The 18556-nt window shown below is 70.2% G+C and carries 20 protein-coding genes; 9 read left to right on the forward strand and 11 right to left on the reverse strand.

Annotated elements, in window-relative coordinates; all coding sequences use genetic code 11:
• Window positions 1-355: 355 nt before the first annotated feature.
• The 4 genes from ACZ56L_RS11635 to ACZ56L_RS11650 form a co-directional block, all read right to left on the reverse strand.
• The gene (locus tag ACZ56L_RS11635) at window positions 356-1138 is read right to left on the reverse strand and encodes an ATP-grasp domain-containing protein (RefSeq protein WP_471063420.1); all 783 of its coding nucleotides are present in this window, start codon (window positions 1136-1138) and stop codon (window positions 356-358) included.
• A gap of 132 nt (window positions 1139-1270) precedes the next feature.
• Window positions 1271-2569: a ParB/RepB/Spo0J family partition protein gene (locus ACZ56L_RS11640; protein ID WP_471063422.1), complete on the reverse strand. Its 1299-nt coding sequence runs from the start codon at window positions 2567-2569 to the stop codon at window positions 1271-1273.
• Window positions 2566-3720 (reverse strand): ParA family protein, encoded by a 1155-nt coding sequence (locus ACZ56L_RS11645; protein ID WP_345227652.1) that lies wholly within the window; start codon window positions 3718-3720, stop codon window positions 2566-2568. Before ACZ56L_RS11645 ends, ACZ56L_RS11640 begins: the two co-directional genes overlap by 4 nt.
• Window positions 3721-3899: 179 nt before the next feature.
• The gene (locus ACZ56L_RS11650) at window positions 3900-4532 is read right to left on the reverse strand and encodes a LysE/ArgO family amino acid transporter (RefSeq protein ID WP_468687214.1); all 633 of its coding nucleotides are present in this window, start codon (window positions 4530-4532) and stop codon (window positions 3900-3902) included.
• Window positions 4533-4601: 69 nt separating this feature from the next.
• Here ACZ56L_RS11650 and ACZ56L_RS11655 point away from each other — a divergent pair, with 69 nt between their 5' ends.
• Complete coding sequence (locus ACZ56L_RS11655; protein WP_401763735.1) at window positions 4602-5528, forward strand: LysR family transcriptional regulator ArgP; 927 nt, start codon at window positions 4602-4604, stop codon at window positions 5526-5528.
• Window positions 5529-5549: 21 nt separating this feature from the next.
• On the opposite strand, the gene ACZ56L_RS11660 is transcribed toward ACZ56L_RS11655, so the two are convergent.
• The gene (locus tag ACZ56L_RS11660; RefSeq protein ID WP_471063424.1) at window positions 5550-5996 is read right to left on the reverse strand and encodes a protein-tyrosine phosphatase family protein; all 447 of its coding nucleotides are present in this window, start codon (window positions 5994-5996) and stop codon (window positions 5550-5552) included.
• A gap of 100 nt (window positions 5997-6096) precedes the next feature.
• Window positions 6097-6834 (reverse strand): ATP-binding protein, encoded by a 738-nt coding sequence (locus ACZ56L_RS11665; RefSeq protein WP_471063426.1) that lies wholly within the window; start codon window positions 6832-6834, stop codon window positions 6097-6099.
• A gap of 1208 nt (window positions 6835-8042) precedes the next feature.
• On the opposite strand from ACZ56L_RS11665, the gene ACZ56L_RS11670 reads away from it, so the two are divergent.
• The 4 genes from ACZ56L_RS11670 (at window position 8043) to ACZ56L_RS11685 (ending at window position 11790) form a co-directional block, all read left to right on the forward strand.
• Window positions 8043-9224, forward strand: coding sequence for a bifunctional DNA primase/polymerase (locus ACZ56L_RS11670; RefSeq protein WP_471063428.1), 1182 nt, complete (start codon window positions 8043-8045; stop codon window positions 9222-9224).
• Entirely contained in the window at window positions 9221-10864 is a 1644-nt protein-coding gene (locus ACZ56L_RS11675) for a DNA primase family protein (protein ID WP_401763726.1), read from the forward strand. Before ACZ56L_RS11670 ends, ACZ56L_RS11675 begins: the two co-directional genes overlap by 4 nt.
• Before the next feature lie 157 nt (window positions 10865-11021).
• Window positions 11022-11405: a DUF6009 family protein gene (locus ACZ56L_RS11680; protein WP_189823634.1), complete on the forward strand. Its 384-nt coding sequence runs from the start codon at window positions 11022-11024 to the stop codon at window positions 11403-11405.
• Between the two features lie 91 nt (window positions 11406-11496).
• Window positions 11497-11790, forward strand: coding sequence for a hypothetical protein (locus ACZ56L_RS11685; protein WP_471063431.1), 294 nt, complete (start codon window positions 11497-11499; stop codon window positions 11788-11790).
• A 21-nt stretch (window positions 11791-11811) separates the two neighbouring features.
• On the opposite strand, the gene ACZ56L_RS11690 is transcribed toward ACZ56L_RS11685, so the two are convergent.
• Window positions 11812-12456, reverse strand: a complete 645-nt coding sequence (locus ACZ56L_RS11690) for a TetR/AcrR family transcriptional regulator (protein WP_471063433.1) — start codon at window positions 12454-12456, stop codon at window positions 11812-11814.
• Between the two features lie 75 nt (window positions 12457-12531).
• On the opposite strand from ACZ56L_RS11690, the gene ACZ56L_RS11695 reads away from it, so the two are divergent.
• The 3 genes from ACZ56L_RS11695 to ACZ56L_RS11705 all read left to right on the forward strand — a co-directional run bounded on the left by ACZ56L_RS11695 (window position 12532) and on the right by ACZ56L_RS11705 (window position 14775).
• Window positions 12532-13320, forward strand: a complete 789-nt coding sequence (locus tag ACZ56L_RS11695) for an alpha/beta fold hydrolase (protein ID WP_471063434.1) — start codon at window positions 12532-12534, stop codon at window positions 13318-13320.
• A gap of 138 nt (window positions 13321-13458) precedes the next feature.
• The gene (locus ACZ56L_RS11700; RefSeq protein ID WP_345227630.1) at window positions 13459-13866 is read left to right on the forward strand and encodes a DUF4440 domain-containing protein; all 408 of its coding nucleotides are present in this window, start codon (window positions 13459-13461) and stop codon (window positions 13864-13866) included.
• A gap of 141 nt (window positions 13867-14007) precedes the next feature.
• Window positions 14008-14775 (forward strand): N-acetyltransferase, encoded by a 768-nt coding sequence (locus ACZ56L_RS11705; RefSeq protein WP_471063437.1) that lies wholly within the window; start codon window positions 14008-14010, stop codon window positions 14773-14775.
• 15 nt (window positions 14776-14790) lie between these two features.
• Here ACZ56L_RS11705 and ACZ56L_RS11710 read toward each other — a convergent pair whose 3' ends face one another.
• Window positions 14791-15186: a hypothetical protein gene (locus ACZ56L_RS11710; RefSeq protein WP_471063439.1), complete on the reverse strand. Its 396-nt coding sequence runs from the start codon at window positions 15184-15186 to the stop codon at window positions 14791-14793.
• 148 nt (window positions 15187-15334) lie between these two features.
• Window positions 15335-15913 (reverse strand): helix-turn-helix domain-containing protein, encoded by a 579-nt coding sequence (locus ACZ56L_RS11715; RefSeq protein ID WP_401763708.1) that lies wholly within the window; start codon window positions 15911-15913, stop codon window positions 15335-15337.
• Window positions 15914-15998: 85 nt separating this feature from the next.
• Between ACZ56L_RS11715 and ACZ56L_RS11720 the strand changes: the two genes are divergently transcribed.
• On the forward strand, window positions 15999-17048 hold the full coding sequence (locus ACZ56L_RS11720; protein ID WP_471063441.1) for a class I SAM-dependent methyltransferase: 1050 nt from the start codon (window positions 15999-16001) through the stop codon (window positions 17046-17048).
• Window positions 17049-17158: 110 nt separating this feature from the next.
• Here the strand turns inward: ACZ56L_RS11720 and leuE are convergent, their stop codons facing one another.
• Both leuE and ACZ56L_RS11730 read right to left on the reverse strand, forming a co-directional pair.
• Window positions 17159-17815 carry a leucine efflux protein LeuE gene (gene leuE, locus ACZ56L_RS11725; protein WP_345227620.1) on the reverse strand — a complete coding sequence of 219 codons (657 nt, stop codon included), beginning with the start codon at window positions 17813-17815 and terminating at the stop codon, window positions 17159-17161.
• Window positions 17816-17967: 152 nt separating this feature from the next.
• The gene (locus tag ACZ56L_RS11730; RefSeq protein ID WP_471063443.1) at window positions 17968-18492 is read right to left on the reverse strand and encodes a GNAT family N-acetyltransferase; all 525 of its coding nucleotides are present in this window, start codon (window positions 18490-18492) and stop codon (window positions 17968-17970) included.
• Window positions 18493-18556 lie beyond the last annotated feature (64 nt).

The raw sequence follows: 18556 nt of genomic DNA on the forward strand, positions 1-18556 counted from the left end.
TGAGACGTTGTCCGCGGACAACAGAACCGGCACACCGCCGAGGGCAATAACGGAGTTGAGTTGTTGTCCGCGGACAACGAGAGCGGCATACCGCCAAGAACGGCAACAGAGCTGAAACGTTGTCCGCGGACAACGGGACCGGCACACCACCAAGCGCGATGGTGGAGCTGAAACGTTGTCCGCGGACAACAGGACCGGCGCATCACCGGAGGAGAGCAGCGCGGATCCGAGATGTTGTCCGCGGACAACAGAGCCGACGCGCTTCGAGCAACCGGGGCTCTGGGGTGTTGTCCGCGGACAACAGCAAGCTCCAGCAAGTTCGTGGAGGCCCGGGCCGGCCGACCCGGGAAGTGAATCAGCGCGCCGATCGGACCGCCGGGGGAGAGGAGTGCCGGAAGAAGCGGTGAGCGTCCGCAAGCATCGATTCGATCAGGCCCGTGCTGCGGAGCAGGACGTCGAGAGCACGTTGCGGGTCCGCGCTGTACATACCGCTCGCCCAGGCCGCGTTCGCTTCGATCACTGCCCACTGCCCATCGGTCCGACCGACGTCCACGACGATGGCGGAGGGCAACGTCGTACCGCATGCGGACAGCAGGTCCGTGCCGAAAGCAGACGCGTCCTGGCTCAGCGGGCCGACGCTCAGCCGCCCGTGTTCCGCATACCTGCTTCCGGTGTGGACCGTCCCGTCGAGCAGGTACAGCCGGTATTCGACGGTGAACTCCACGACATCACTGACCAGTACCGGCGTTTCCGCGTCGATCTCGTCGGCCTCCGGCAGGCGTGATCCGTCGGTGTAGACCATGGCGCGGATCCGCTTGTCGTTGGGCGACTTGATGAACGCGGGCCGCCGCAGTTCCCGAGCCTGGCGGAACGGCATGAGAGTGATGTCCCGCTGAGTGAAGGCACGGGGCAACCGGGCCAGCCAGTCCTCGGGAGCCTGGAGAAGCGCGATGCCGAGTACGGGTGCCACCACGTCCGCGAAACTGGGCCCCGCATGGATGTGCTCAGCTCGCAACCCGGAAGGCACTTGAAAGGTGGGCAGTTGCTCCGTGGACAGTCCACGCTCCCGCGCGGCCTCACGCATCGTACGGGCGGACGCGGTGAGTCGGGGCGGCAGAACGAGCGTGGTGTTGTCCATCGGCTCAGTATTGCTGCGGGGTGCGCGGGGGAGAGGGGCAGGCCTGTTCCTCGCTCCGCGTAGAGAACGCCGAAGGGGCACGCCCCGGCATGGTCGACCGGATACGTGCCCCTTCGATTCGGTGGGGAAGCCTCACATGTGCTGGTGCAGTTCCTCGATCAGCGCGACGAGTTCTTCACTGCTGAGCCCTGCGGCCAAAGTGCGGGCCTGTTCCTTCGGCGTGGCACCGAGCTGCCGTACCAGTCGTCGGGCAGCGTCGGATCGTACGGATGCAGTGTCCGCGCCGCCGTCCCCGGACGCGTCACTGTCGTCATGGAGAGCGACGCTGTTGGTGGTCGGAGCAGCCACGCGGGGGGAGTTGTTGTCCGCGGACAACAGCTCGGCTTCCGGCACGGCCCGCACGGGGGCGGGCGTCGGGGCAGGGCTTTCCACGGGCTCGGGGGCGGGAGCCGGGACCGCGACAGGAGCCGCGGCTTCAGTCGGTACGGGCGCGGCGGACTCGGACACACGCGGGGCAGGGGCGTCCTGCCACACCGGCTGCGGCATGTTGTCCGCGGACAACACTTTCTCAGCCTCGGCCTGCTCCGCCGCGAACTCGGCGTTCTTCTGCGTGAGGGCCTCTTCGACGGTGCTCCGGCCCCGGCGTTTGATCGCTTCGGCGGCCGCCTTGACTTCCTCGCGGGCTCGGGCCTCCTGCTCCCGGTGGTCATGGAGGTACTGGAGAAGGGCCGGCACGCTGAGTCCGGGTTCCTCCTTCAGCCGCCGTGCCAGCAACCGCCCGTCCCGCTCGGGCAGGGAGCCCGTGCTGAGCATGTTCTGCAGGTCCTGGGGGAGGTCCAGCAGCGCGAGCTGATTGGTGATCCAGGAGCGGTCCCGGCCCAGACGCTTCGCGGCCCGCGCCCGGGCTCCCGAGGGAGACTCCTCGCTGCACACCAGCACCAACTGCTGCACGCCCCGGGCGCGTTCGACGACGTCGAAGTCCTCGCGCTCCAGGTTCTCCTTCAGCAGGTGGTCTATGAAGGCCTCGCGCGAGGACGCCAGGTCGTCCCGTACGACGAAGTCCAGTGACTCCAGGCCCACATGCAGGGCGCACCGGTAGCGGCGCTCGCCGTTGATCAGGACGTACTGAGCGTCGTCGATGGCCAGTTCGTGCTGCGGCCACACCTTGAGATAGGCCTTGCGGGAGATGGCCACACAGGCGGCGAGCTGGGTGTTGCGCAGCTCTTCGCCGAAGCGGGTCATCTCCTCCTCCGTGCCGAAGTTGCGGCGCGGGTTGAGGGGGGTCGGGGCGACTTCTTCCAGTCGGATGCGGGACAGCTCGTACTCCGGCACATCGCCCTGGACGAGCGCCTTGGCGCGTCCACGGGCGCTTCGGCCGCGCGGTACGCCACCGAAGGAGGAACCGGTGCCGAGACGGTCGGCGACGCTCATGAGGTGATCCTCCGTGCGATGGTGCGCATGATCTCGGACTGTTCGCAGTCGGGCGCGTAGCTGAGGAGCGGCTGCTTGAGGCGGACGGCCTCGCGCTGCTCCTTGCGCTCCGGCATGATGCCGATGACCGGCGGGTCACCGATCGCCTTCCAACTGTCCAGGGAGGAGGTGGCGATGTAGCCCTTGCGGCTGTCGTACATGTTGACGATGAAGCCGAGCATGGTGATCTCGACCTCCATGTCCGCGGTCAGATCCTGGATCTGGTCGTAGAGCATGTCGTAGGCGTCCGCGGACGAGTCCTCTGCGAGCACCGGCACGAAGACTCCGCAGGTCTCCGGTTCCTCGTCCTCGCGGGTGCGGCAGTAGTAGAGCGCGGTGTCCATGGAGTAGCCGAGGCTGGGCGGGCAGTCGACGACGATGTAGTCGAACTCCTTCTCCAACGGCTCCATGGCCTTCTCCAGGGCGGTCTCCTTGACCCGCACGAAGCGGCTGGTGGCCAGCTTCGCGTCGAGCAGGAAGGCGTCCTTGCACGCGGGCAGCAGGAACAGCCGGCCCGCGAAGCCGCTCTCCTCTATCGGGACGAGGAGCTCGCGCAGGTCGCCTTTGGCCTCGCCGAGCATGTGCTTGGCGAGGCTCGGCTCCTCGATGTCGAAGAGCTGGTAGCCGAGTTGCTTGGTGAGGTGGCCCTGCGGGTCGAAGTCGATGAGCAGGACGCGGTTGCCGGCCTCGGCCAGGGCCTGGGCCACACCGGAGGACGTGGCCGTCTTGCCGACGCCGCCCTTCTGGTTGCCGAAGATGATGCGCCGGGCGCCGTTGGGGCGGGCGGGCCGACGGGGGGAGGGGTGGGCTCCGAGCCACAGGCGGATGGCCTGGGCGATGCCCTGGTTGAAGGGGAGGCCGCGTTCCTTGCAGTCGTCCTTGAACTCCCCGTACAGGCCGGTGGGGAGGTACGTCGAGAAGGAGCTGCCGCCGGTTGTGTCGACGACGGGGTGCTCGGAGGCGTCCGAACGCCACGCCTGCACCCCTTCGGTGACGGCATCCTTGATGTCGACGCCCAACTCGGCTGCTCTGATCTTGAGTTCTTGGCGCAGGGAGGCGGGAAGCTTCGCCACTACCTTTTCCCGGTCGTCCGGGGCGTATGGGACGGTCATGCGGTTACCTTACTCACCTCCGGGGAGTTTTGGGTGACATGGGTGGGGCCGAAGGGCTGCGTGTCGGGTGGCAGGACCGGTTCTTGACGGTACGTGAGGGGTGCGGAACCCCCTGGCCGGGCCGAAGGAACGGGGTCCTCGCCGGTTCGCCACAGCCTTTCGCAGATCGGAGAATTCCCTCACACTCCGGCGACCAGCATCCCGCCCATGGCCACCATGGTGACCGCCACCACTGCGTCAAGCACCCGCCAGGCCCCCGGCTTTGCCAGCAGACCGCTCAGCAGGCGCGCCCCGTAGCCCAGGCCGGCGAACCAGGTCAGGCTCGCCAGCATCGCTCCCGCGCCGAAGGCCCACCGCAGAGAGCCGTGATCGGAGGCGACCGAACCGAGCAGGAGGACGGTGTCGAGGTAGACGTGGGGGTTGAGCCAGGTCATGGCGAGGCAGGTGAGCACGGCCGCACGGGCGGAGCCGGTCGCCTTGCCGGTCGTGGTGAGAGCGGCCTCGGGGGAGGGGCGCAGGACTCGTCGGGCGGCCAGGACTCCGTACGTGATCAGGAAGGCGCCGCCGGCGAGGCCCACCACGGTGAGGGCGGCGGGCCAGGCCGTGACGAACGCGCCGACGCCTGTCACTCCGAGCGCGATGAGAACGGCATCGGAGACAGCGCAGATCGCGACCACCGCGAGGACCGCATGACGGTGTGCTCCCTGTCGCAGGACGAACGCGTTCTGCGCCCCGATGGCGACGATGAGGGCGAGACCCGTTCCGAAACCCGCGAGCACTGCGGCGACGATCCCTGAGGTGCTGTCTGTCATGGTGTCGACGCTAGGGAGCGGCGTGGATTCAGTCCAGCTAAAGATTCTTACGTACCATTAGCGCTCGTGATGGAAGAACTTCCCCTGGACCAGGTCAACACCCTTCTCGCGGTCGTCGATGAGGGCACTTTCGACGCTGCCGCTGCCGCCCTCCACGTCACCCCGTCTGCCGTCAGCCAGCGCATCAAGGCTTTGGAACAGCGCACCGGGCGCGTGCTGTTGATGCGGTCGAAGCCGGTGCGGCCCACCGATTCGGGGCAGGTGATCGTGCGGTTCGCCCGTCAGCTCGCGCTGCTGGAGCGGGGTGCGCGCACCGAGCTGGGACTGACGTCGGAGCCCGGGGGGCGGCAGGGCCCGACACGGCTGGCCGTCGCCGTGAACGCCGATTCGCTCGCGACCTGGTTCCTGCCCTCTCTGACGCGGGTTCCGCGGGAACCCGCGATCTGCTTCGAGTTGCACCGTGAGGACGAGGGCCACACCACCGCCCTGTTGCGCGAAGGCCAGGTGATGGCGGCGGTGACCTCGTCGCCCGATCCCGTGGCGGGATGCAGCGTGCGAGCCCTGGGTCGGGCCCGGTACCTGCCGGTGGCCAGTCCGGAGTTCGAGGAACGGTACCTGGCGTCGGGACGGCTGGTGGACCGGCTCCGGGAGGCCCCGGTGATGTCCTTCGACCGACGGGACGCACTTCAGGACGTCTTCGTGCGCTCGCTGGGCGGGACTGATGCCCCGCTGCCCACCGCGGGCGCCTTCCGGCACTACATGCCGACCTCCGAGGGCTTCTGTGCCTCTGTGGTCGCCGGGCTCGGCTGGGGGCTCGTACCGGAGGCCCACGCACTGCCCCTGCTGCGGTCGGGGGCGCTGACGCTCCTTGCGACCGACCGCACGATGGACGTCCCGTTGTTCTGGCAGCAGTGGAAGCTCGACTCGCCGGCCCTGGCGGCGGTCGCGGCGGCGGTGGCCGCCACCGCCGCCGAGGAGTTGCTGCCACCGGGGTGACGGGCGGACGCCGGCCCTGGGTCAGGCGGTGAAGTTCCGCACGTACCGCTTCTGCCAGGGGGTCTCGACGGCACGCGGATCGTAGTGCGCACGCACGAAGTCGACGGCTTCCGCGGCAGGGACACCGTCGAGGACGACCAGACAGGCGAGTGCGGTACCGGTCCGTCCTCGTCCGCCTTCGCAGGCCAGTTCCACCCGGTCGGTCCCCGCCCGGTCCCAGGCTCCGGTGAGCAGGCGGCGGGCCTCGGCCCGGTCGGCGGGCAGGCGGAAGTCCGGCCAGCGCAACCAGGCAGCCTCCCAGGCGACTGCGGGCGGCTGCTTGCCGAGCAGGTAGATCGCATACGTCGGAGTGGTCCCCGGCGGCAGCGGGCGGCGCAGCCCCCGGCCCCGGACCAGTCGCCCGGACGGCAGACGGAGCACGCCGGGATCAGTGACGTCCCAGGGCGCTGCGGTGTCAGGTTCCATCATGCGTTCACGTTAGGCGACGCCTCGGCTCTGTGGGGCTGCGATACGGCAGATTCCCTCGCCAGGAGGCCGCAGGCAGGGCACCCGCGCCGTCGGGACTCCTCTACCGGGGGAGTACGGCACGGATCGTCTTGCCGGTGACAGGTACCGTCCCGGTCTCAGTGATGGCGGGCTGCCTCGGCGTGCACCGGGATCGCGGGTGACGGGCCCGCACGATCGTCACCTCCTGGGCCAGGAGCTGCACGAGGTGCCAGCCGAAGCCGCCGCTCCCGTCGTCGAGGTCGGGAGTGCGTTCGTGGGGGAGTTCCGGGCTGGGGTCGCCCACCGCGACGGTGAGGGTGTCGGGGGAGGCGGAGAAGGCGAGGGTGTAGCGGCCCCCGCCGTGCCGGACCGCATTGGTCACCAACTCGGACACGACGAGAACGAGGGAATCGGCTGCGTCCGCAGCGGGGGCGGGGGAGAGGCCCTCGGTGAAGTCCCGCGCAGCCCTCCGTGCGTGGGCGACGCCTTCGGTCCCCCAGCCACGCGTCGGACCGGGCATGCGGTCGGACGGGGTCCGCACCGCCCCTGTACGCCAGGACATCCCCGAACGACCGGGAAACGGATTCGTCGTCCCGGAGAAGCGCTGGGGGGACGCCTGCACTGCCCGCCGCCGGCCGCGCTCTTCGACGGTCTGCTGGACCAACTGCTCGCTGTTCATGCGCGTACGCCCCAATCCGTGATCGGTAGTACCGCCTTGAGGCAGGCGTATGCCCGGTCTATCGGCACTCAGTCGTCGCGGGAACATCCCTGAGGCGTTGCAGGTGCGAAATTCAGCTCGTACGAGTGACGGAGACGACATCCTGTGCCAAGAGGTGGGAGAGGCCCGGCCCCGCCCGGAGGACCGTCCCAGGAGCGGACTGGCAAGAAACCTCCGTACGACGGTTGAGTTTCCCAGTCCTTGAGTCCCTTGGTCCCTGTTGGTTTTGGATACCCGGGAACTCCGCCCGTACAAAGAGAAAACCGCTTCTCAGCGCCACGGACGTCTCCCGGCCAGACAGGATCTCACGCTGTCCTGCCCGGACGCCGACTGAGCTGCCCCTGAGGAAGTCATCCGAACCGTGGCCGGAAATGTACCCTGGCTTTCCTGCCTGGGGCGGTGGCCCTTACCAGCCGCTGTGCTTCCTGATCCTCGGTTGCTGCTGCGTACGAAATTTCCTCCCGGCCGCGCGGGCACCGGAGGTCCATCCGGTCGACCCGCCAGCCACGATCGGAGCCGGCCGAGGGACTGAAGACCGCGAGGAGGGTCCGAAGGGACGGAACGACCCAGTGGGGAACACCCGTGCCCTCTTCGGTCGTGCGGCTCATTCCCGACTGGTCGGCGGGGTGCTCGGGACTGAACCCGGAGGGACGGACAAGTTCAGTCCCTCCGTTCAGTCCCTTCGTAAAAGTGCAGGTCAGAGCAGTCAGCCCAGTTCTGATCAAGGGACTGAGGGACTGAAGGGACTCAACTTCGCAGTATCCACCCCAATTGTGTGCGCGCGTGTATGCGGACGCGTGTAGTAGACAGGTATAAGCCTGAAGCGCTCATAACTAGGATTTTCAGTCCCTTCAGTCCCTTTCAGTCCCTGCCAGCGGCGGGCGCAACCCGCTGACCTGCAGGTTTACCGAGGGACTGAAGGGCGGGGACTGAACTGGTCCGTCCCCGCCCGTTCGGTCCCTGGCTTCACGGAGGCGCAGAAATGACCGACACTCGGACACGTGTGCGACATGCGGTCTCGGGGCACCCGCCCGCCCCGCAGGAGCCGCCCGGCGCCCACGTGAACGGGCTCGGGAGGAAGACCGCCCACCCGCCGAGGGCTCAAAGGGACTCAAGGGACTGAAGAACTGATACAACGGCAGTTCCCCGCGGAGAATGCCCACCCTTGCGCTAGGCTCAGGAGCTCATAGGAAAGTTCAGTCCCTTCAGTCCCTCATACAGGAACCAATAGGGCGCTGACCAGCGCCTTCATTGACAGGGACTGAAAAGCACCAGAACGCACGACCTCTGACCCCGACAAGGACGACCGCGTGCCGCGCCACGGTGAGACCAGTACCCCAGTCCCTCCAGGGACTGTGCGGGCACACGACGTTGCCCGCTGGTGCGCAGGCAACGGCTGGCCGGTGCACCCGTTGGCTCCGGGCCGGAAGACGCCTGCTGCCAACTGCAACGCGTGCCGGGAAGTCGGCCACCAGACCCGGGACTGCCTCTGTATCCCCGCAGGACGGTGGTGCCACGGTTTCCGGGCCGCCACGACCAACGCGGCCCGGATCGACGACTGGTGGGGCGCGCACCCCACGATGGGTGTGGGCGTCGCCTGTGGCCCCGCAGGACTGGTCGTGCTCGACGTGGACGCGCACAGTGCCGAAGTGCCGCACCGGGACCGGCTCCTGCCGGGCATTCACATCGACCCGCGCGTCGACCTGACGGGACTGGCCTCCGGGTTCGACACGCTCGCCCTGCTCGCCGCCTACCGGGGCCACCAGGATCCGGCGAAGGACGAGACGACCCTGCGTGTGCGCACTCCCTCGGGAGGTCTGCACATCTGGTACCGAAACACCCGTCCCGAGACCCGTTTCCGCTCCTCCACCGGTTCGAGCCCCAAGGTGGCGCTGGCCTGGCAGGTCGACATCCGGGCGGACAACGGATACATCGTCGCGCCGACCAACCGGATCCCGCAGGGGACCTACGCCCCGGTCGGCGACGCCCGGATGCCGGCCCCGCTGCCGGACTGGCTCGCCGACGAGCTGACCCGCACCGGGCACGTCGTCCAGGTGCGCGCCCAGACCCCTGTCGCCACGCGCGTCCCCGGCGACGTACCGGCGCGCGAAACCCCCGGGCAGCAGCAGCCCCTCGAAGCTCTGAAGCCCCCTCAGGCGCCTTCTGCGGCCTTTGGGGCCCATCTGCGCGGTCTACGTGCCCCCACCGCCCCCAGGACGGCACAGAGGCTTCTGGACCCTCTCCTGGCCGAGGTGGCGGCCTGTGCGGCGATTCCGGAGGGCGCGAGCTTCTCCGAAAAGCTCAACAGGGCCGCGTACACCGCGGGCGGTCTGGTGGCCGGCGGCCACTTCGCGGAACCGCAGGCACGTGAACTCCTGACCCAGGCGGCCCAGACGGCCCGCCCGCACCAGCCGCAGCGCAACTCCACCATCATCGACTCCGGCCTTGCCGCAGGTGCCATCCGACCGCTCCACCCCCAAGGACGCCCATGAGCAGCGCCGAGAGCATGAGCTTCGACGCCACTGCCGCCGCTCAGCAGATGCTCGAATTCCCGGTTCCCGAACCGGATTCGGACACCGCGACCGCCAGCACGCCCCTCCCCGGCCAGCCGGCGTCGGGCCCCGCCGGCGCGCCCGGGCCGCTCGCCGTGAACGAGTCGTACGACACACTCGGACAGTTGCCGCACATGCTGACCGACCGGGGCAACGCCAAGCTGTTCGCCCAGTTGTACGGCGACCAGTTCCGCCACGTCGAGGGCCTCGGCTGGTACTCCTGGGACCAGTACCGCTGGAAGCGCACCGGCGGCGAGAAGGCCGCCCTGTGGGCTGCCGGAGACATGGCCGAACAGATGCCCGCGCAGGACCCGCGCGGCTTCTTCAGCGACCGCGAGCTCTACGCCCACCGCAAGCGCACCATGTCGACGCCCGGCATGAAGGCCCTGCTCACCCAGGCCAAGGCGTCTCCCGCGCTGACCCTCGACCCGGACGTCCTGGACGGCGACGCGTACGCGCTGTGCACCCCGGAAGGGGTCGTGGACCTCCACACCGGCGACATGCACAAGCCCGACCCGGTCAAGGACATGCACTCGCGGGCCACCAGCGTCGGCCCGCAGAACATGCCGACGCCGCGCTGGCACAAGTTCCTCCACGACACCTTCGGCGACGACGAGAAGGGACTGGAGACCATCCGGTTCCTGCACCTGCTGCTCGGCTACTCGATCACCGGGGACGTCGGCGCGCAGGTCCTGCCGTTCCTCTTCGGCGCGGGCGCCAACGGCAAGTCCGTGCTCCTCGACGTGATGATCCAGATCCTCGGCGACTACGCGGACGCCGCCCCGCCCGGCTTCCTGATGGAGAAGGGCAAGTTCTCCGAGCACTCCACCGAGCTCACCGAACTGCACGGCCGGCGCATCATGGTCTGTTCCGAGCTCAAGCCCAACGACAAGTTCGACGAGTCCCGGGTCAAGCTGCTGACCGGCGGCGACCGCATCAAGGCCCGCCGGATGCGCCAGGACTACTTCTCGTTCGCACCCACCCACAAGCTGTGGCTGCTCGGCAACCACCGCCCCGAGGTCGGCACCGGCGGCCACGCCTTCTGGCGGCGCATCCGGCTCATCCCGTTCGAGCGCGTCGTGCCCAACAAGCACAAGATCGACAACCTGGCCTTCGAGCTCGTGCGCGACGAGGGGCCCGGCATCCTGCACTGGCTCATCGAGGGTGCGATGAGCTACCTGGAGACCCGGGACCCGCTCACGGGTCCTGATTCCGTACGTATGGCCACCGAGGCGTACGAGTCGACCGAGGACCACATCGGCCGATTCCTCAAGGAGTGCTGCGTCAAGAGTCCGCCCACCGCCAACGGGCCCGACCGCTCCTCCGACCTCCGGGTCGAGCAGGGTGTGCTGTACGCGGCTTACGGCACCTGGTGCAACGCCAGTGAGGGAATCCGGCCCGCGACCTCGCGTTCTTTCGCCAGCCGCATCCGCCAGGAACTCGGCCTCGCGTCGCCGAACGACATGATGAAGTCCAGCGGAAAGAAGTACTACCCGGGTCTGGGCCTGCTCACGGACGAGGAAGATCCGGCGGTCGCGGGGGCCGTTTCCGGTACTTCGAACGGCTTGGCAATCACATGACGCCCATTCGTGCACTGTGCCGTGACAGCGGGCAGCCTTACGATGGGTACCGAGCCTCCGGGCAGACGCACTCACGGGACCCGAAGACCGGACCCGGCCCGGAGCGAGAAAACAGAGGCCGGTGCGTGGCCGGACACAACGAGGAGGGGCTTCAGCCATGAGCTCGCTACTGAACGAGAGCGATCTCGCCCACGAGAATGCGGTGGTGTGGCTGGAGAGCCCCGACGACCTCGACTATGTGCGTCAGGCTCTCGACAAGACGCCGCGCCGCCGCGGCAAGCCGCGTTATGCCCGGGACGGCCGCCTCGTCGGCTACACCGAGCTCGACGAACACGCCGAGGCCGACCCCGACAGCGGACTGCACAAGCGACGGGTCTTCTTCCTGCTGCCGCACGACCGCGACACCGCCCCCGGCGGGTACTACGCGGAGGGCGCGCCCGGTGAGGCCGTCGATCCGCGCACGATCGATCCGCAGAAGGTCGGCGAGAAGACGCCGCGCTCGCAGCAGGGCGCGTCGGCCGCGGCCATAGCGATGCCCTGATACGCGAGCATGGCGCGACGGTCCGGTGCGTCGTGTCCCGGGAGCCGGCAGCGCGGGACGCGGACGGTCCCCGATGGGTGAAACTGGCCGCGTGACCTCAGCTCCGGTGCAGCCGCCGTTCCGTGACCGAGACCGTCCCGCGCTCGGGCGCGGCGTCTCCACCCTGATCCCGTCCGGCCCCGGAACGGCCGTGGACTCCGCTGCGGACCGCGCGCGGGCGGCTCTCGCGGGTGTGCGGACGGTACCGGTGCACGTCGGAGTGCTGGAGGCGGCGGTCGTGCTGCTGGAGGAGCGCTCGCGGATCAGCGACGATGCGACGGAACGGGCGGCGGCCGCGGCGACGGTGGCGAAGCTGCGGGAAGCGATGGACGCCGCCTCCTCCTGAGGGGCGTGGCGGTCCGGGCGGCTAGGGATGTCCCAGCGGCCGGGGCTGTTCGAGTGCGCCGTGCAGGGCGGTGCGGACCGTGCGCGTGACAAATTCCGCGTCCAGCGGGAGCTGGCGGAAGGCGACACGCAGCCACGCGGCCCCGGCGAGCATGTCCATGAGGTGCATCAGAAGAGCCGGATCGGTGTCCGGGGCGAGCTCCCCGCGCGCGATCGCGCGATCGAGGATCGGCTGTTCCCTGGCCAACCGGTCGGCGAAGAAGTTCCGGGCGTGGAGAGCGAGTTCGGGGCTCTGGGCGACGGCGCCGAGCGAGGCGATCGCGATGCTGGCGGTCGGCCGGGTGGTGAGCAGGGTGACGACGGAGTTCAGGACCGTCTCCAGGTCGCCCTGGAGCGAGCCCGTGTCGGGAAGCGGGAAGCCGAGCCGGGTGCTGTTGACGAGAGCCGCCCCGAGCAGCGCGCCCTTGGAGGGCCACCAGCGGTAGAGGGTCGTCTTGTTGACGCCGGCGCGCTCGGCGACGCCCTCGACGGTCAGGCCCTCGTACCCCTTGTCCTGAAGGAGGTCGAGGGTGGCGTCGAAGATCTCCTGGGACTTGCGGGGACCGCTGGTCCGCTTCACGGGCGCGCTCCCCACCCCGGAGGCGGGCGGCGGCTGTTGGGTATTCATGGCTGCCGACACTAGCAAGGCGGGAAGTCCAAAAACAACGCAACGTAGCGTTGATTTTGGTGTTAGCTTGCCGCCATGACCTCCATCGGCTCAGTGCTGCCCGTCGTCTTCCTGCACGGTGTCCGCGTCAGCGGCACGATGTGGCATCCCGTCATGCGGGCCGTCGACGCGGACCCCGCGCGCCGCCGGACGGCCGCTCCCGACCTGCCCGGTCACGGCCGACGGAGCGGGGAACGCTTCACCATGGACGGCGCCGTCGGCGCGGCGGCCGCGGCCATCGACGAACTCGGCGGCCGGGCCCTGCTCGTGGGGCTCTCGACCGGTGGGTACGTCTCCATCGCCACGGCGGCCCGGCATCCCGAGAAGGTGGCGGGCGTCCTGGCTCTCGGCTGTACGGCAAGACCTCGGGGCGTATACGCCTCCCTCTTGCGTCGGCAGTTCCACCTCGGGGCCCGCCACCCCGAGACGGCCGAGCGGCTCAGCGTCCGGGGCTTCCGGCGCGTGCTGTCCGCGCCCGCGGCCGCCGCCATGAGCGCGGGCGGGCTGTCCTGCGAGGCCATGGGCGACGTGGCGGACGCCGTCACCGCCACGGATCCGGTCGCCCTGCTCGCCGACTACCCCGGCCCCGTCTGGCTGGTCAACGGCTCCCGGGACCCCTTCCGCGGTGACGAACGCGCCTTCCTGGCCGCCTGCCGCGACGGCCGCCTCGCGGTGTGGCCGGGCCTCGGACACCTCTCGACCCTGTCCGACCCGCAGGCGGTCGCCCGTACCGTGCAGGATCTGGCGGCCGTCGTGGAGCACCGGGAGTGCGCGGCCGGGCAGGGACCCGGCGCGCGACAGCACCGGGGCTTGTTCGCGGGGTGACGGTGGGCGAACATCGGGCGCGGTGGGCGCGTGGTGGACGCGGCCCTCGGACGGGGAGACGGCGTGGTGGAGTCAGGTGCGGGGCAAACGGGAACCGAACCGGCGGGTTCCCTGGACCCGGGGACGTCGGAGCAGGGCGTGACCGGAGTGAAGGCGGAGCTCGACCGGTTGATGGAGGTCTTCCTCGGCGCTTTCGACAACCGGGGCGGACGGCACGCGAACGTCGGCGTCGTACGGGAGGTGTTCATTCCGGAAGGGATGATCATCAGCAACGTTGCTGGGCAGACCGTGATCTACGACCTGGACGGCTTCGTGGCGCCCCGGGAGAGGATCCTCAGCGACGGGACGCTGACGGAGTTCTCGGAGTGGGAGGTCGCCGAACGGACCGAGATCTTCGGGACGGTCGCCCACCGGTTCAGCGAGTACGGCAAGTCCGGCTTCCGCGACGGGGAGTGGTTCGAGGGGGCGGGCCGCAAGACGACCCAGTTCCTCAGGACGCCGGACGGCTGGCGGATGAGCTCGATGGCGTGGGACGACGTGCGGTAGGCGCGCCGGAACGGGCGGCGCTTCGGCGCCGGTGGGGGTGTCGCCGTCCGCGCACCGGGGGCCTCCGGGGCGTGCGGACGGGGGCACGGCGTGCCGATATCGCTGGTCACGGGCGGTACGAGCGGGGCAGAATGCCGTTCCGTGAAAGAGAACGACAGCATTCGCATCACTTCGTTCGCCGAGCGCCCCGAACTGATCGGGCGGGCGTATGAAATCGCCGACACCTGGCCCGAGTTCACCGCGCACGAACCGGTCGTCAACGCGCTGCTCGGCCGGGTGGTCGAGGAGTTCCCGGAGTACTGCGTGGTCGCGACGGACGGGGACCGCGTCGTCGCGCGCGGCCTCAGCGTGCCGTTCAGCGCGGTGCTCGACGGCCGCGAGGAGATGCCGGACCGGGGCTGGGACCAGGTGCTGCTGTGGGCGTCCGAGGACCGGCGGTCCGGGAACCGGCCGACGGTCGCCAGCGCGCTGGAGATCACGATCGACGCCGACCACCTCGGCTGCGGGCTGTCGTACCGCATGCTGGACGCGATGCGCGGGGCGGTCGGCCGGCAGGGGCACGACACCCTGCTCGCACCGGTGCGTCCCAATGCCAAGCACCTGCGGCCGACGGTGCCCCTGTCCTCGTACGTCCAGGACCTCCGCGAGGACGGACTGCCGGCCGACCCGTGGCTCAGGGTGCACGTCAAGGCGGGCGGCACGGTGCACAGGGTCGCGCCCGCGTCGATGACCGTGAGCGGCTCGTTGGCCCAGTGGCGGGAGTGGACCGGGCTGCCCTTCGAGGAGGACGGGGACGTGGAGGTTCCCGGGGCGCTCGTGCCCGTGCGGTGCTCGCTGGAACACGACCGGGCGGTGTACGTCGAACCGAACGTATGGGTACGGCACCGGGTGACGCCGCCGGTCGCGTAGGAGCGCTGGCGGGCGTCACGGGCAGGCCGGAGGGGCGAGGGGCGGGATGCCGTCGGCGTACCACCGGTCGTCCGTCTGCGTGATCTGCCAGGTCAGACAGGTGGGGCGGCCGTCGGCAGCAGTGGTCCCCAGGTGGAGGAACTGTCCGCCGTCGGCGGTTCGCACAGTGGCCGGGGGACTCGTCGGGCCCGCACCGGTGAGACGTGCCAGGAGGGTCGCCGCGTAGTCGTCCCCGACCGTGTCCGGGGCGAAGAGACGCTGGAGGCGATCGGCGTCCTGGTCGCGGACGGCCCGTGTGACGTCGGTGCTCAGCGCCGTGGCCGACGGGGAGCCCTCCGGGGGCTCGTGCGCGATGGCGACGCAGACCGCGGCGAGCCAGAGGACCAGCCCCAGCGGCAGGAGGAGCAGCACGGGTCTTTTCCGGGGGACTGCCGGGCGGGAGGCCAACGCGGCTGCTCCTTCGGGTGCGGGGAGGTGTGGCGGGCGGTATGCCGAGGGTGTCATGGGGCCGGGTGGCGCGGGGACGCGATTCGGCCAGGGCGCGGAGGGAGGGCTCGGATCAGGGCTTCGGGCGCAGGTGGGTGCGTTCGCCGTCGTGGTCGAGGATGCAGAGCATCTCCGCCGGGCCGTCGTACGCGCCGAACGCGTGCGGAATCATCGTCGAGAACTCGGCGGCCTCGCCGGCCTCGACCAGAATCGTCCGCTCGCCGAGCAGGAGCTCGACGGTGCCGGACAGCACGGTGAACCAGTCCTTGCCCGGGTGGACCCGCTGGGAGTCCGCGCTGCCGCGCGGGGCCGGCTGCGTGAGCCGCATCCTGGCCACGCTCATGCCCTGGGGGCCCGGTTCCCGGCTCAGGATCCACGTCGTCCGGCCGCGAGCCTCGTCGCGCTGCGGGCGGATCACCACGTCGTCGTCCGAGACCGTTTCCACGAGCTGGTCCAGGGAGGTGCCCAGCGCACGGGCGATCGGGGCGAGCTGGTCGAGGGCGATCCGGCGGTGGCCCGTCTCGATGCGGCTCAGGGTGGACGGGCTCAGATAGCAGCGGGCGGCGAGTTCGTCCAGGGACCAGCCCTTGGCCACGCGCAGGCCCCGGATTCTCTTGCGGACCAGGTTGTCGAGCTCTCCGTCTTGCGTCATGCGCAAGATTGTATGTCCAGTGCGCAAGGGCGGCGTACGGTCGGAAGTCGGAAGAGGAGCTGGAACGAGAGTCGGGAGCAGGACGATGGCGCAGCAGAACGAGGTTCCGGACCACCACGGGCAGGGGGCGGGGCACGGGCCCGGTGGGCTGCCGAGCCACGGTGCGGGGCACGGGCACTCGGCCGGACACGGGCACTCGGCCGGGCACAGTCACGGTCACTCTGCCGGGCACAGTCACGGTCACTCTGCCGGGCACGGCCATGAGCACGGACACGGCGGGCATTCCGCGGCGGACGAGGCCGGGCTCGCCGAGGTCCTCGACCTCGACGCCGAGGTCCTGCACTCCTACCTCGCCGAGGTCATGGCCCTGCTGGCCGGCCTGACCGCGGCCACGCCGCCGCGCCGCATCCTGGACCTGGGCAGCGGCACCGGCACCGGCACCCTCGCGCTGCTCCAGCAGTTCACGGGTGCCGAAGTCACCGCCGTCGACCTCTCCGAGGAGATGCTGCGGCGCGTCACCGCCAAGGTGGGCGCGGCCGGGATCGCCGGGGACCGGCTCCGTACCGTACAAGCCGATCTGGACGCGGACTGGCCGGGCGGCCTCGGACCCGTCGATCTGGTGTGGGCCTCCGCGTCCTTCCACCACATGGCCGACCCCGACCGTGCCCTCGCCGAACTGCTGGCCGTGCTGCGGCCCGGCGGGCTGCTGGCGGTGGCGGAGATGGACGCGTCGCCGTTCCCGCGCTTCCTCTCCGCGGCGGCGGAGGTCGCGCTCGGGCGGCCGGGGCTGGAGGAACGGCTGTACACCGCCGTCGCCGGGGAACACGCCGAGGCCGTACCGCACCTCGGCACCGACTGGGGTGCGCGGCTGGTGGCCGCCGGGTTCGCCGTCGAGTCGGAGCGGCGCTTCGACATCCGCCTGACCGCACCGCTGCCCGACGCGACGGGGCGGTACGCGCAGGCCACCTTGCGGCGGCTGCGGGACCGCCTCGTGGACCTGCTGGGTGCCGAGGACCGGGCCGCGCTCGCCGTGCTCCTCGACGAGGACGGTCCGCAGAGCATCCTGCGCCGCGACGACCTCACGGTCGTCACGTCGCGGACGCTGTGGGTGGCCCGCAGGCCGGAACAGCGGTAACGGCCCCGGCGCCGGAAGGACGGCGAACGCCCGCAGCGTCATGGCGCCGCGGGCGTCCGGTCGTTGCACGGGGGGACTTCGGTGCGGTACGAGGGCGGTGTCGGCCCAGGTCAGGCGCCGGCCAGCGTCAGCTTCACGGCGAATCCGAGGAACAGCACCCCGGCACCCGTGGTCGCCCCCGCCGACAGCCGCTTGCGGCGGCGGAAGGCCGTGGCGAGCCGGGTGCCGCTGAAGATCAGCGCGGTGAGGTAGAGGAAGCTCGCCAGTTGGGCGAGCACGCCGAGCAGGATGAAGGAGAGCGCGGGATAGGCGTAGGACGGGTCCACGAACTGCACGAAGAACGAGATGAAGAAGAGGATCGCCTTCGGGTTGAGGAGGCTGATCACGAGAGCGCGCCGGTACGGGCGCTCGACCGCGGTCGGGGCCTCGGCCGCCGGGGCCACGGCGTCGGTGTTCTCGTGCCGGGTGCGCCACATCGACCACGCGGCCCGCATCATGCCGATCGCGAGCCAGGTCAGGTAGGCCGCTCCCGCGTATTTCACGATGCCGAACAGGAGCGCGTTCGCCTGGAGCAGGGACGCGACGCCGGCGGCGGAGAGCACCATCAGTACGGCGTCGCCGCACCAGACGCCCGCGGCGGCTCTGTACCCGGAGCGGACGCCCCGGCGAGCCGCGACGGACAGTACGTACAGCGAATTCGGTCCCGGCAGCAGAACTATCAGGACGAGACCCATGAGGTAGGTCGGGAGATCGGTTACACCCAGCATGGGGGGAGTGTCACATGCGCACGCCCTGTCCTGCTCCGCCTTTTCGCATACCGGAAGCGGGCCGGTCCGGGGGCCGTCTGGACGCCCTGGGCCGGTACGCGCCCGTCCGAGGCTCCGGAGGGCTTCGGCCTGGCGGTGCACCGGCAGCGGTGTCAGGCGGAGGCGGGTGAGGGCGTCAGTTCGCGCTCGTAACAAAGGGAAGTGCTCAGACCCTCGTACGCTCCGAAGTTCGGGATCCGGCGGTATCCGCGACGGGTGTAGAAGCGGACGGCGTCCGGCTGGGCGAGGCCGGTCTCCAGCCGCAAACGCGTCCAGCCCCGGGCCCGCGCCCAGTCCTCCAGCGCCGCCAGGACCAGGGGCGCGACACCCGCGCCGCGCTGGTCCGGGGTCACGTACATGCGCTTGACCTCGCCGGTGCAGGCGCCGATGTCGCGCAGCCCGCCGCAGCCGACGGCGGTGCCGTCCTCGGTGCGGGCGACGACGAAGACCGCGATGTCGTCCGCCGACGGAGGCGTGCCCGGTTCGCTGTCCGGGGTTCCGTAGCGTTCGGCGATCTCCGCGCGCTGCCGGGCGCGGAGGGCGGTGGCGTCGGGGTCGTCCCAGCCGACTTGCTCGATCCGTGTGGGCCTTGTGGGCTTCGCGGGCCCCGTCGGCGTCAGGGGCTTCGTGGTCGTCATGGGCGTGCATTGTGCCCGGGACATGTTTCGGGGAGGTTCCGGGGCTTCTCCGGTGCCGTTGGCC

The sequence above is a fragment of the Streptomyces sp. NPDC039736 genome (assembly GCF_055596485.1).